The sequence below is a fragment of the uncultured Lacinutrix sp. genome, assembly GCF_947500325.1.
Taxonomy (GTDB): Bacteria; Bacteroidota; Bacteroidia; order Flavobacteriales; family Flavobacteriaceae; genus Lacinutrix.
On the sequence record NZ_CANMRQ010000002.1, the window covers coordinates 160,629 to 174,404 of the forward strand.

The 13,776-nt window shown below is 31.3% G+C and carries 11 protein-coding genes; 8 read left to right on the forward strand and 3 right to left on the reverse strand.

Translation table 11 applies throughout. The annotated features are described in order from the left end of the window. Nucleotides 1-158 precede the first annotated feature (158 nt). From glmS to Q0997_RS03590, 3 genes are read right to left on the reverse strand one after another with little or no spacing between them, the layout of a single operon-like run. Complete coding sequence (gene glmS / locus Q0997_RS03580; RefSeq protein WP_299884599.1) at nucleotides 159-2,006, reverse strand: glutamine--fructose-6-phosphate transaminase (isomerizing); 1,848 nt, start codon at nucleotides 2,004-2,006, stop codon at nucleotides 159-161. Nucleotides 2,007-2,012: 6 nt separating this feature from the next. Then, the gene (locus Q0997_RS03585; RefSeq protein WP_299884601.1) at nucleotides 2,013-3,623 is read right to left on the reverse strand and encodes a DUF4270 domain-containing protein; all 1,611 of its coding nucleotides are present in this window, start codon (nucleotides 3,621-3,623) and stop codon (nucleotides 2,013-2,015) included. A 36-nt stretch (nucleotides 3,624-3,659) separates the two neighbouring features. Then, complete coding sequence (locus Q0997_RS03590) at nucleotides 3,660-4,469, reverse strand: glycogen/starch synthase (protein ID WP_299884604.1); 810 nt, start codon at nucleotides 4,467-4,469, stop codon at nucleotides 3,660-3,662. Nucleotides 4,470-4,668: 199 nt separating this feature from the next. On the opposite strand from Q0997_RS03590, the gene panC reads away from it, so the two are divergent. The 8 genes from panC to Q0997_RS03630 all read left to right on the forward strand — a co-directional run bounded on the left by panC (nucleotide 4,669) and on the right by Q0997_RS03630 (nucleotide 13,760). Then, the gene (gene panC / locus Q0997_RS03595) at nucleotides 4,669-5,517 is read left to right on the forward strand and encodes a pantoate--beta-alanine ligase (RefSeq protein WP_299884607.1); all 849 of its coding nucleotides are present in this window, start codon (nucleotides 4,669-4,671) and stop codon (nucleotides 5,515-5,517) included. 13 nt (nucleotides 5,518-5,530) lie between these two features. Then, the gene (panD, locus tag Q0997_RS03600; protein ID WP_299884610.1) at nucleotides 5,531-5,881 is read left to right on the forward strand and encodes an aspartate 1-decarboxylase; all 351 of its coding nucleotides are present in this window, start codon (nucleotides 5,531-5,533) and stop codon (nucleotides 5,879-5,881) included. 51 nt (nucleotides 5,882-5,932) lie between these two features. Further along, nucleotides 5,933-6,838, forward strand: coding sequence for a lysylphosphatidylglycerol synthase transmembrane domain-containing protein (locus Q0997_RS03605; protein WP_299884613.1), 906 nt, complete (start codon nucleotides 5,933-5,935; stop codon nucleotides 6,836-6,838). A 36-nt stretch (nucleotides 6,839-6,874) separates the two neighbouring features. After that, nucleotides 6,875-8,020 (forward strand): alpha/beta hydrolase-fold protein, encoded by a 1,146-nt coding sequence (locus Q0997_RS03610; RefSeq protein ID WP_299884616.1) that lies wholly within the window; start codon nucleotides 6,875-6,877, stop codon nucleotides 8,018-8,020. Further along, nucleotides 8,020-9,378 carry a DNA repair protein RadA gene (radA, locus tag Q0997_RS03615; protein WP_299884619.1) on the forward strand — a complete coding sequence of 453 codons (1,359 nt, stop codon included), beginning with the start codon at nucleotides 8,020-8,022 and terminating at the stop codon, nucleotides 9,376-9,378. The genes Q0997_RS03610 and radA overlap by 1 nt, the downstream gene beginning before the upstream one ends. 10 nt (nucleotides 9,379-9,388) lie before the next feature. Beyond that, complete coding sequence (locus Q0997_RS03620; protein ID WP_299884624.1) at nucleotides 9,389-9,823, forward strand: T6SS immunity protein Tdi1 domain-containing protein; 435 nt, start codon at nucleotides 9,389-9,391, stop codon at nucleotides 9,821-9,823. A gap of 75 nt (nucleotides 9,824-9,898) precedes the next feature. Further along, nucleotides 9,899-13,375: an isoleucine--tRNA ligase gene (gene ileS / locus Q0997_RS03625; RefSeq protein ID WP_299884627.1), complete on the forward strand. Its 3,477-nt coding sequence runs from the start codon at nucleotides 9,899-9,901 to the stop codon at nucleotides 13,373-13,375. A gap of 1 nt (nucleotide 13,376) precedes the next feature. Next, nucleotides 13,377-13,760: a TraR/DksA C4-type zinc finger protein gene (locus tag Q0997_RS03630; RefSeq protein ID WP_299884630.1), complete on the forward strand. Its 384-nt coding sequence runs from the start codon at nucleotides 13,377-13,379 to the stop codon at nucleotides 13,758-13,760. Nucleotides 13,761-13,776 lie beyond the last annotated feature (16 nt).

Sequence of the window (13,776 nt, forward strand, 5' to 3'; positions counted from 1 at the left end):
CGTTATTTGGGTCTATCTTAAAAGAAAGTTAAGATAAATTATGCGCGCATAATAAAAATAACTAATAAAAAACCTTAAATATTTATCTAAATCACAAAAAACACTAGTGATAAATGCTTATTCGAGAATCACGCCAATAAATTTAACAGCTTAATTGATTACTCAACCGTAACTGATTTTGCCAAATTTCTTGGTTGATCAACGTTTTTATCGAGCATTACAGCGATATGATATGATAATAATTGTAATGGAATAGTCGTTAAAAGAGGTGTCAAAAGTTCTAGTGTTTCTGGAACTTCAATAACATGATCTGCAAGGTTTTTAACCTCTGTATCTCCTTCGGTAACTATACCAATAATTTTACCTTTTCTTGATTTAATTTCTTGAATATTACTTACCACTTTATCATAGTGCCCTTTTTTTGTTGCAATAACAAATACAGGCATTTGCTCATCAATTAAAGCAATAGGTCCATGTTTCATCTCTGCAGCTGGGTAACCTTCTGCATGAATATATGAGATTTCTTTTAATTTTAATGCGCCTTCAAGTGCAACAGGGAAATTAAAACCTCTACCAAGATAAAGACAGTTTTTGGCATCTTTATATGTTTCTGCAACAACTTTTATATGAGCATCAGATTGCAATGCTTTTTGCACCTTGTCAGGAATTAATTCTAATTCTTGCAAGTGGAGATGAAACTCAGAATGAGATAAAGTACCTTTTTCCTTTGCTAGTTTTAAAGCAATAAGTGTTAAAACAGTAATTTGTGTTGTGAACGCTTTTGTTGATGCTACTCCAATTTCAGGACCTGCGTGAGTATAAGCACCAGCATGAGTTTCTCTAGCTATAGAGGAACCAACAACATTACAAACCCCAAATACAAATGCTCCTTTGGATTTAGCAAGTTTTATTGCTGCTAAAGTATCTGCAGTTTCACCAGATTGCGATATAGCAATAACAACATCATTTTCAGTTATAACAGGATTTCTGTATCTAAATTCTGAAGCATATTCTACTTCAACAGGAATACGAGCTAAGTCTTCGAATATATATTCTGATACTAGACCTGCATGCCAAGATGTTCCACAAGCTATTACTATAATTCTATTAGCGTTTAAAAACTTTTCAAGATTGTCATCTATACCAGCCATTCTAACCTGACCTTTATTAGCATTCAATCGCCCTCTATAAGTATCTTTTATAGCATTTGGTTGCTCGTGGATTTCTTTAAGCATAAAATGCTCATAACCACCTTTGACGATTTGTTCTAAATTAAGTTGCAATTCTTGGATATAAGGATCTACTAATGCATCATTCTTAATTTTCCTTATTTTAACACCTTTTTTTAATCTTACAATAGCCATTTCTTCATCTTCTAAATAAATGGCTTTTTTAGTATACTCTAAAAAAGGAGTAGCATCACTTGCGATAAAAAATTCATTTTCACCAACACCTATAGCTAACGGACTTCCTAATTTTGCAACTACAATTTCGTCTGGTTTGTTTTTGTCAAAAACGGCAATAGCGTATGCTCCAACAACTTGGTTAAGAGCTATTTGTACTGCTTTTCCTAACTTAACTTGTTCGTTCTTTTTTACGTCTTCAATTAAATTTATTAAAACCTCAGTATCAGTTTCAGAACTAAAAGTATAACCTCTTTTAATTAATTCTTTTTTAATTGAAGCATAGTTTTCTATAATTCCATTATGAATTATAACTAAATCACCAGAGTTTGAGTAATGAGGATGTGAGTTAATATCATTAGGAACGCCATGAGTCGCCCATCTAGTGTGACCAATTCCAAGAGAACCTGTTGTTTCTATTTCATTATTGACACGATTTTCTAGATCTACTACCTTTCCTTTTGTTTTAGATAGTTGAATAGAGTTTCCGTCATAAAGTGCAATTCCAGCACTATCATAACCTCTATATTCTAAACGTTTTAGGCCTTCTAATATAATTGGGTAAGCTTCTCTCTTTCCTATATATCCTACAATTCCGCACATATGTGATTAGTTTTCTGGTTCTGTATAAAAGATTTCAAATTCGGGACGTTTATCAACTGTTAAAGATTGATTTCCATGTAAAATGGTTGCTTTTGCTTGAAGGATGCTACTAGTTGGGATTAAGCTAAGTACAGTTTCATCGTCTTCGTCTTCAACTGCGTTTTGAATCTTTGAGTTTTGAGATAAATTAACGTTTGAACTCACGTATAATCCTAATTTAGTATTAGTAGAATCTCTTTTTAGTATATTATTAATATGGTTTGTTATTCTAAACTTATATTTTCCTTCACTCAATGCTTCAGCGTGAACTATTTTAGAATTATTAGGATTTGTTGTATTTGTAGAGCCATCTAAGAAAAAATCTACAACAGGAACATTGTTTTTTAAATCGAATAATAATAGTCTAGTCGGCTCATTTTCATTGTCGGTAATTTTTGTTTCATCAACATGAAAAATTAAATTAGCTTCATTAATTAACCATTTGTCTTTTTTACTTCTAAATTCTGCTTCTTCATCTCCAAATAGATCAACAACTGCCATGTAGCCATCTAAACCTTTTAAGTATAAATTTTCATTACCATTTATAGCGTCTCCGTTTAAATCTGTGGTAACTCCAGTAGTATTAAAAGTATTAACTCTTTTTCTATTAAAGTTTAAGGTGAACTCAGTGCTGCCTAGAGCAGTACCTGCTATTTCTTCTTCATTAGTATAGTCAACTATAATGTTTGTTTCACTAGAACCAAAATTTAATACGATCATACTACCATCATTGGTTATAGGTTCAACTTTAAAAATAAGACCTCTAAAATAATCAACAAAACCATTTGCATTGTCAAAAGCTGCTTTACCTTCTTCACTAAAAAATAAATTTTGTAAAAAAGCATTAGTAGGATCATCAATTGGTAAATTAGGATTAAAAAGTTCTAATTCCAATCTAGGAGATAAGCGTTGTGAAACTTCACCATCATCATCTAGAACAAGAATTTCTTGAGGACTAGGTCTAAAAGGATTTGCGGTTGTGCTTTCATATAATAGTTGACCAATTTGATTGCAAAACAATTCTTCTTCATTAGAATAATAAAATTGTTGTTCTTCAAATTCTGTATTTGGATCTAGATCTCTTATTAGATATTTAGATTCATAGATAGATAGTTTATAAGCAACCTCTGGATTACCAAAAATAGAATCTAAGCTATAAGTGTTAGCTCCATTATCATCTGTTGATTCTAATATTGAATAGTATGGAACTGTTAGTTTTACTCCTTCAAGAACAGGATCTGTTCCAAAATCAGGGCCAAAGAATCTTGGAATAACTTGAGTAATTATACTTGCAGATGTTGTACCAAATTCAGAGTTTGGATCTTTATATACACCTAATAAGTTTGTAGAGAGCTCTGTTGTTTGTACTCCAGTCATATCTGGATTACCAGAAGGATTGTATGGTGTTACAGATTGTGTGTAAGTTACTAAAGGGAAAACTCTACTTGTAGCATCAAAATTCTTTATGCCTTCTATATTGCTATCTATATTAGCAAAATCTTTGTCACATGCAATTGTGACTACTAAAATCAAGGCAAGTAATGCTATAGATTTTAGACTTTTAATTGTTTTTTTCATAGTATTTTTTAATTCTTTCTTAGTTAAAAAGAACCTTTATTGTAAAACGCTGGTATTATAAAATTCTGTATAAGCTTCAGCAAACTCATCTTTTTCTTTAAAGTCTAAAACAGGTTTTTCAGAGTCCTTTAAATAATCTTCTAATTCTTTAGGCATTTCATGAGACCCTATAATTAATGCATCAGAATGGTCTATCGCTACTTTCATTAAATTGTTGTATGTCGGTTTTTCTAATACCTTAATAGCGTCTTTGTCAATATTATCGAATGCAACTTTATTAATTAAGTCTTCATTTAACGTTGTATCAAAGCTTTGATTGTATACAGAAGTTACAATTTTACTTTCGTTAAATAAAGGTTCGTCTTTGTAAAATTGCTTCAAATACAATGGTAGTAAGGATGCAAGCCAACCATGAACGTGAATTATATCTGGAGACCAGTTTAATTTTTTAACAGTTTCAATAACTCCTTTTGCAAAGAAAATAGCACGTTCATCATTGTCAGGGAATAAGTTTCCATCCTCATCTGTAAGCGTTGCTTTTCTTTTAAAATATTCGTCATTATCTATAAAATAAACTTGAATACGTTCTTTAGGAATAGAGGCAACTTTAATAATTAATGGCATATCTAAATCATTAATTACTAAATTAATACCAGAAAGACGAATCACTTCGTGTAATTGATGTCTTCTTTCATTAATATTTCCATATCTAGGCATGAATATTCTAATTTGTCCACCCTGTTGATTTACCATTCTTGGAGTTTCAAACGACATTGAAGAAATCTCTGTTTCTGGTAAATATGGAACCACTTCAGATGATACATATAATATTCTCTTATCTTTCATACGTTAGTTTTAATAGATTTATTTATGGCTATCTAGGTTTGCCTTTATCTTTCTTTTTTTCTTGTTTTTTCACCTTAAAAACTCACTTAAGAGCATTGTTATATGGAAAAATCAAAATAAAAAACACGCAAAAGTACAAAAATTTATGCAGATTGCGACTAATATGTTAAGTTTGCACGCGTTAATTTTATATTAAAAAATGACTGTTTTTTCTAATAAAACTGAAATCCAAAAGCATATTTCGGAAAAAAAAGCAAAAGGAATCACTTTTGGTTTTGTCCCAACAATGGGTGCTTTACATGATGGACACTTGTCTTTGGTAAAGGAGGCATTGGCTAATAATGACTATTGTGTTGTTAGTATTTTTGTCAACCCAACACAATTTGATAATGCTGAAGATTTAAAAAAATACCCACGTACTTTAGATCAAGATGTTAAGCTATTGAAAACGGTTTCTAAAGATATTATCGTTTATGCGCCTAGTGTTAAAGATATATATGGGGATAATGCGAAAGCTGAACATTTTAGTTTCGATGGATTAGAATTTGAAATGGAAGGCAGGTTTAGGCAAGGTCATTTTGATGGAGTTGGAACTATAGTTAAGCGATTATTTGAGATTGTAACACCAAATAACTCATATTTTGGAGAGAAAGATTTTCAGCAATTGGCTATCATTAAAAAACTAGTTGAAAAGTATAATATACCAGTAATAGTAAATGGATGTAAAATTCATAGAGAAACAAGTGGTTTAGCTATGAGTTCAAGAAATACTAGGCTAAAACCAAATTATAAGATTGCTGCGCCTTTTATATATAAAACATTAAAAGATGCAAAAGAAAAGTTTGGCACAAAAAGTGCTAATGAAGTAACGGAATGGGTTGAAAAACAATTTGCAAAACATAAACTATTAGAATTAGAATATTTTATTATTGCAGACATTGAAACCTTAAAGCCAGTAAAAAGAAAATCCAAATTTAAAACCTATCGTGCTTTTATTGCTGCTTATGCAGATGACATAAGATTAATAGATAATTTAGCACTAAATTAATTACCTTTGCACCATGCAAATACAAGTAGTAAAATCTAAAATTCATAGAGTAAAAGTAACCGGCGCAGACCTTAATTATATTGGTAGTATAACTATTGATGAAGATTTAATGGATGCAGCTAATATTATACAAGGAGAGAAAGTACAAATTGTAAATAATAATAATGGAGCGCGTTTAGAAACTTATGCTATTCCGGGGCCAAGGAATAGTGGAGAAATCACACTAAATGGTGCAGCTGCAAGATTGGTTTCTCCAGGAGATGTATTAATCTTGATTACTTATGGCTTTATGGATATTGAAAAGGCAAAAGTATTTAAACCTTCATTGGTGTTTCCCGATGAAGCAACAAATCTATTAAAGTAAACATTGAACAAATCGATACTTAAAATATTAAAAATTTCACTCCCAATTTTATTGGGAGTTTTTTTAATATGGTATTCTCTTTCAAAACTATCTTTTCAAGAATTATTAAGCTATTTTAAGTCTGCTGATTATGTATACATATGTTTAGGAGTGTTTTTAGGCTTTTTAAGTCATTTATCAAGAGCTTACCGTTGGACTTTTATGCTAGAACCACTTGGTTATAAAATTAAATTTGGTAATAGCTTTATGGCAGTATTTGCTACTTATTTAATAAATTATACTATACCCCGAGCAGGTGAAGTAGCACGAGCATCAATTTTAACTAACTACGAAGGTGTACCTTTCGAAAAAGGCTTTGGAACTATAGTTGCAGAACGTATAGCAGATGTGTTAGTAATGATACTAATTATATCTATAACCTTGTTTTTGGAATTTGATTTTATTTATAACTTTTTAGTAGAACGTTTTAATCCATCTAAAATAATTATAGGTTTTTTAGGCTTAATAATTTTAATCTTTTTCTTTATATTTTATATAAAAAAAAGCAACTCTAAAATAGCTGTTAAAATAAAGAGTTTTGTAAACGGATTAATAGAAGGCGCATTAAGTATTTTTAAAATGAAGAAAAAATGGCCGTTTATTTTTCACACTTTTTTTATATGGGGTATGTATGTATTGATGTTTTATGTAACTACTTTTGCAATCCCGCAATTAAATAATATACCATTAGGCGCTATTTTAATAGCTTTTATATTAGCTAGTTTTAGTATTGCTGCTACAAATGGAGGTATTGGTTCATATCCAGAAGCTATAGTTTTAGCTTTTTTATTGTTTAACTTACCTGAAAACCCAAGTCGGGCTTTTGGATGGATAATGTGGACCTCACAAACCGCATTGGTTATTCTTTTTGGCGGTTTATCATTACTTTACCTTCCTATTTATAATAGAAAGAAATAATTTGTACATTGCATTTCTAATTTTAAAAACCCTACTATGAAACGTATTATTTACCTTTTCGTTTTTTTCATATCGATACATTTTATTGGTGCCCAAGCAACTTATAAGAACTTTAATTCAGCTCGATTAGGAGAGGCTAGAGACATTAAAATTCAATTACCTAGAAGTTATGATAAAGGAGATAAAAGTTACCCTATTATTTTAGTTTTAGATGGTGACTATATGTTTGAAATAGTTTCGGGAAATGTAGATTATGCATCGTATTGGGAAGATATTCCAGAAGCTATTGTAGTTGGTGTAAATCAATATGGTAAACGAGATGCCGATAATTTATATTCTGAACAAAATTCGTTACCAATAGAAACTGGTGCAGCATTTTTTGAGTTTATAAGTATGGAGCTTATTCCATTTATTGAAAAAACATATAGAACAGAAAAATTTAAGGTAGCAATTGGGCATGGTACTACAGCTAACTTTATTAACTATTACTTGTTAAAAGAGAACCCTTTATTTAATGCATATGTAGCTATAAGTCCAGATTTAGCTGCAGATATGACAACATTTTTAACTGAAAAGTTGCCTAAAATTGAAAATAAAACATTCTATTATTTAGCAACTTCAGATAATGATGTGAAATCAATTCAAAAAGGAACAAAGGCTTTAAATGATGCCATTAAAGGTGTAGATAATAAAAATGTATTAAGTAGTTTTAATGATTTCATAGGGCCTTCGCATTATGCACTTCCTGCACATGCTATTCCGCAAGCTTTAGAGGATATTTTCTTTGTGTTTAGACCAATTTCAAAGAAAGAGTATAAAGAATCTATTTTAAAATTAGAAGACTCTCCAGTAGATTATTTAGTTGAGAAGTATAGAATGATTGAAGATCTTTTTGGGATTAAAAAACCTATTTTAGTTAATGATTTTAGAGCTATTGCTGCTGCGATTAAAAAAACAGAAAAATTCGAATATTTCGAGCCGTTAGGTAAATTAGCAAGAAAGGAATATCCAGACACATTGTTAGGAAATTATTATTTAGGACGTTTTTACGAAGAAACGGGAAAGCCTAAAAAAGCTATGAAAACATATCAATCTGCATATATTTTAGAAGAGATAGGTGGTATTACTAAAGATCACGTTTTAGAATTATCTGAGCAGATTAAAGCAGATTTTGGATATTAATGGCTAAAATAAAAACCACTTTTTTTTGTCAAAGTTGCGGTACGCAATATGCGAAATGGCAAGGGCAGTGTACAGCATGTAAAGAGTGGAATACTATTGTTGAAGAGGTTATTCAAAAGCCAGAAAAGAGCGATTGGAAAACACCTTCAAATACCGTTAAGCGTGTTTCGAAACCTTTAAAAATAAAAGAAATTGATTCCTCTAAAGAAGCTAGATTAGATACCTTAGATGCAGAATTTAATCGTGTTTTGGGAGGTGGCATAGTACCTGGTTCATTAACACTTTTAGGAGGAGAACCAGGAATAGGTAAGAGTACTTTGTTATTGCAGATTTCTTTAAAACTACCGTATAAAACATTGTATGTTTCTGGAGAAGAAAGTCAAAAGCAAATAAAAATGCGTGCTGAGCGTATTAACCCTAATAATGATAGCTGTTATATTCTTACAGAGACTAAGACTCAAAATATCTTTAAGCAAATTGAAGCTTTAGAACCTGATATTGTTATAATAGATTCTATACAAACATTGCATAGTGATTATATTGAATCATCTAGCGGTAGTATTTCGCAAATAAAGGAATGTACTACAGAACTTATTAAATACGCTAAAGAAACTAATACGCCTGTTGTTTTAATAGGTCATATTACCAAAGATGGTCACATTGCAGGGCCAAAGATATTAGAGCATATGGTAGATACTGTTTTGCAATTTGAAGGTGATCGTAATCATGTGTTTAGAATTTTACGAGCTCAAAAAAATCGTTTCGGCTCTACCAGTGAGTTAGGTATTTATGAAATGCAAGGTTCTGGTTTGCGAGAAGTAAGTAATCCTAGTGAAATATTAATATCAAAAAAAGACGAGGAACTTTCTGGAAATGCTATCGCTGCAACTTTAGAAGGTATGCGTCCATTAATGATAGAAGTACAAGCATTAGTAAGTACAGCTGTTTATGGAACGCCGCAAAGAAGTGCTACAGGGTTTAATGCTAAAAGACTAAATATGCTTTTAGCTGTTCTAGAAAAAAGAGCAGGTTTCCGTTTAGGTGCAAAAGATGTGTTTTTAAATATAACAGGAGGAATAACTGTTGATGATCCAGCTATCGATTTAGCAGTGGTTGCAGCTATTTTATCTTCTAATGAAGATGAAGCATTATTAGCAAATTACTGTTTTGCTGCCGAAGTTGGTTTATCTGGAGAAATAAGACCAGTACAACGTGTGGAGCAACGTATTTTAGAAGCTGAAAAATTAGGGTTTTCAACCATTTTTGTGTCAAAATATAATAAGATCTCTCTTCAAAATACAGCTATTAAAATTCAATTGATTTCTAAGATTGAAGATTTGGTTGATTTTATAGTTTAAAAATAATTACATGATTATTGACGCAATCAAAGAAAGTTGGAGTTGGACTAATCAAATTCCAAAAAGAATTATAGATATAAATGATTTTGGAAATATTATCTTTCTATCAGAAGAAGGGTGGATATGTAGAATCTGCCCTGAGGAATTAGAATTTTCAGTCATATCTAGTGATTTAACGGAATATGAAATTTTAAAAAAAGATAAAGATTTTGTTGAAGACTGGGAAATGAAAACTTTAGTAGATTTCTCAAAAGATTATTTAGGAGAATTAAAAGAAGAAGAAAAATTTTGTCTAAAACTAGCAGGAGTATTAGGTGGAAAATATGAGGCTGAAAACTTAGGTAAGATATCTTTTTTAGAATTAATTTCATTTAGTGGAGATTTAGCAAGACAAATTAAAGATTTGCCAGATGGAGCAAAATTTGAATTGAAAGTAGAAGATTAACCATTTCCGCCCAATAAACCTCACTTTTTTCTCAAAATTCCTTAATTTCGCATTTCTTATAAGAAATTAGAAAAAATGAGCGCAGGATTCCCTGAATATAAAGGACTTAACTTACCAAACGTAGCAGAAGAAATTCTTAAGTATTGGCAAGACAATGATATCTTCGAAAAGAGTGTAACTACTAGAGAAAATGCAGAACCATATGTGTTTTTTGAAGGACCACCAAGTGCAAATGGTTTACCAGGTGTACACCACGTTTTAGCACGTGCTATAAAAGATATTTTTCCACGTTATAAAACTATGAAAGGCTTTCAAGTAAAGCGTAAAGCTGGATGGGATACACATGGATTACCAATTGAACTTGGTGTAGAAAAAGAATTAGGGATTACCAAAGAAGATATTGGTAAAACCATTTCTGTAGAAGATTATAATGCAGCTTGCCGTAAAGCAGTAATGCGTTATACTGATATTTGGAATAATCTGACTCAAAAAATGGGATACTGGGTAGATATGGACGATCCATATATTACCTATGAACCAAAATACATGGAAAGTGTTTGGTGGCTGTTAAAAGAAATCTATACTAAAAACTTAATGTATAAAGGCTATACGATTCAGCCTTACTCTCCAAAAGCAGGAACAGGATTGAGTTCACATGAAGTTAATCAACCTGGAGCATATCAAGATGTAACAGATACAACAGTGGTAGCTCAGTTTAAAGCGTTAAACGAAACATTGCCAGATTTTTTACAAAATGAAGGCGATATTCATTTTATAGCTTGGACTACAACACCTTGGACGTTACCTAGTAATACCGCATTAACAGTTGGACCAAAAATAGATTACGTATTAGTAGAAACATATAATCAATATACATTCAAGCCTATGAATGTGATTTTGGCAAAAGCTTTAGTAAATAAGCAATTTGATGGTAAGTTTAATAAAGTAGAAACCAAGCCAGAATTATTGGAATATAAAGATGGTGATAAGAAAGTTCCATTTTACATTGTAAAAGAATTTAAAGGGAAAGACCTTGTAGGTATTAAATACGAACAATTATTACCGTATGCTTTACCTAATGATAATCCAGAAAATGCTTTTAGAGTTATTTCTGGAGATTTTGTAACAACAGAAGATGGTACAGGAATTGTACATACGGCACCAACATTTGGTGCAGATGATGCTTTGGTTGCAAAGCAAGCAATGCCAGAAGTGCCACCATTACTGGTAAAAGACGATAATGGTAATTTGGTGCCACTTGTTGATTTGCAAGGTCGTTTTAGATTAGAAGTTAAAGATGATATATATGGTTTTGCAGGAGAATATGTGAAAGCTGAATATTTGAAAGAAGAAGAGGAAGCGATAGAACTAGTCAAGCAAAAAGAAAGTTTAAAGTCAGTTATTGCTGATTTAAAAAAATATCTAAGTGTAGACGAAAGGTTAGCTCTTAAATTAAAAAATGAAAACAAAGCTTTTAAGGTTGAAAAATATAAGCACAACTATCCACATTGTTGGCGAACAGATAAACCAATTTTATACTATCCATTAGATTCTTGGTTTATTAAAATTACAGACGTTAAAGGTCGTATGCACGAGTTAAATACTACTATTAATTGGAAACCAAAATCTACTGGAACTGGTCGTTTTGGTAATTGGTTAGCAAATGCAAACGATTGGAATTTATCGCGTTCACGTTATTGGGGAATCCCATTACCAATTTGGAGAACAGAAGATGGTAAGGAGGAAATATGTATAGGTTCAGTTGAAGAACTAAAAGCTGAAATGGCTAAAGCAGTTTCGGCAGGTATTTTAGCTGAAGATATTTTTGCAGATTTTGAAGTCGGAAACAATTCCGAAGAGAACTATGCAAAGCTAGATTTGCACAAGAATATTGTTGATGAGATTGTGTTAGTATCTCCAAATGGACAACCAATGAAGCGTGAAGCAGATTTAATAGATGTTTGGTTCGATTCTGGTTCTATGCCATATGCACAATGGCATTACCCATTTGAAAACAAAGAATTAATTGACGATAAAAAGGCATATCCTGCAGATTTTATTGCAGAAGGTGTTGACCAAACCAGAGGTTGGTTTTATACATTACATGCTATTGGGACTATGGTTTTCGACTCGGTAGCCTATAAAAATGTAGTGTCTAATGGCTTAGTATTAGATAAAAACGGACAGAAAATGTCTAAACGTTTAGGTAATGCTACAGATCCATTTGAAACCTTAGATACTTATGGAGCAGATGCCACACGTTGGTATATGATTGCTAATGCAAACCCTTGGGACAATTTAAAATTTGATTTAGATGGTATAGAAGAGGTGAAACGTAAGTTCTTTGGAACATTATACAACACGTATTCATTCTTTCAATTATATGCTAATTTAGATAAGTTTACTTATGCAGAAAAAAATATTGCTTTAGATCAAAGACCAGAGATTGATAGGTGGATCTTATCAGAATTACATACATTAATTCAAAAAGTAGATGAGTATTATGCAGAGTATGAGCCAACAAAAGCGGCACGTGCAATTTCTAATTTTACACAAGACTATTTAAGTAATTGGTTTGTACGTTTAAGTAGAAGACGTTTCTGGAAAGGTGATTATCAACAAGATAAAATTTCTGCATATCAAACATTATATACATGTATGTTAACCATATCAAAATTGGGAGCTCCAATAGCACCATTTTTTATGGATAAACTTTACTTAGACTTAACAAAAACAACACAAACAGAACAGTTTGAAAGTGTACATTTGGCAGAGTTTCCTAATGCAGATCTAAATTATATAGATAAGTCTTTAGAGAGAAAAATGGAGAATGCTCAAACAATATCATCGTTAGTATTATCGTTAAGAGCAAAAGAAAAGATAAAAGTACGTCAGCCATTACAGAAAATAATGATACCTGTAGATTCTGTTGAACTTAAAGAAGAGATACAAGCAGTAGAGAATTTGATTAAAAGTGAGGTAAATATCAAAGAAATAGAGTTATTAGAAGATGCTTCAGATATCTTGGTAAAGCAGATTAAGCCTAACTTTAAGGCATTAGGGCCACGTTTTGGTAAGGATATGAAGCTGATTGCTAGTGAGATACAGAAATTTGATTCTGAGGATATTAAAAAAGTTGAACAAAATGGGGTTATAGATGTCGATTGTAATGGAAAAATTATTACTTTAGAACTCGGTGATGTTGAAATTACATCTCAAGACATCGAAGGATGGCTTGTTGCAAATGAAGGCTCTATTACTGTTGCATTAGATGTTACTATTTCTGAAAAATTACGTGAAGAAGGGATTGCTCGTGAGCTCGTAAATCGTATTCAAAACTTACGTAAAGATTCAGGGTTTGAAGTAACAGATAGAATTAGTGTGCAACTACAAAAAGATGATTTAATTACGCAAGCTGTTAAAACGAATTTAGAATATATCAAGGCAGAAACATTAACAGATAGTCTTGAAATTGTTGATCAAATAGATAATGGTATAGAAGTTGTGTTCGATATAATAAATACCAAATTAGCTATTAAAAAACACGCATAATATGTCAGTAGAAAACACAGTAAGATATTCAGATAAAGAATTAGCTCAATTCAAATCAATAATATTAGAAAAAATAGAAAGCGCTCAACACGATTTAGAGTTAATAAAAAGTGCTTATATGAATGATCATAATAATGGGACCGAAGATACTTCTCCTCAATTTAAAGCATTTGACGAAGGTAGTGCGGTAATGAGTAAAGAATCTAACTCGCAATTAGCAATTAGGCAAGAAAAATTTATTCGAGATCTAAAAAATGCATTAATTAGAGTTGAAAATAAAACATATGGAGTATGTCGTGTCACAGGGAAATTAATTAATCCTAAACGATTAGAATTAGTACCTCATGCTACATTAAGTATTGAGGCTAAAAATATGCAGAAATAATATTTTCACTATTTTT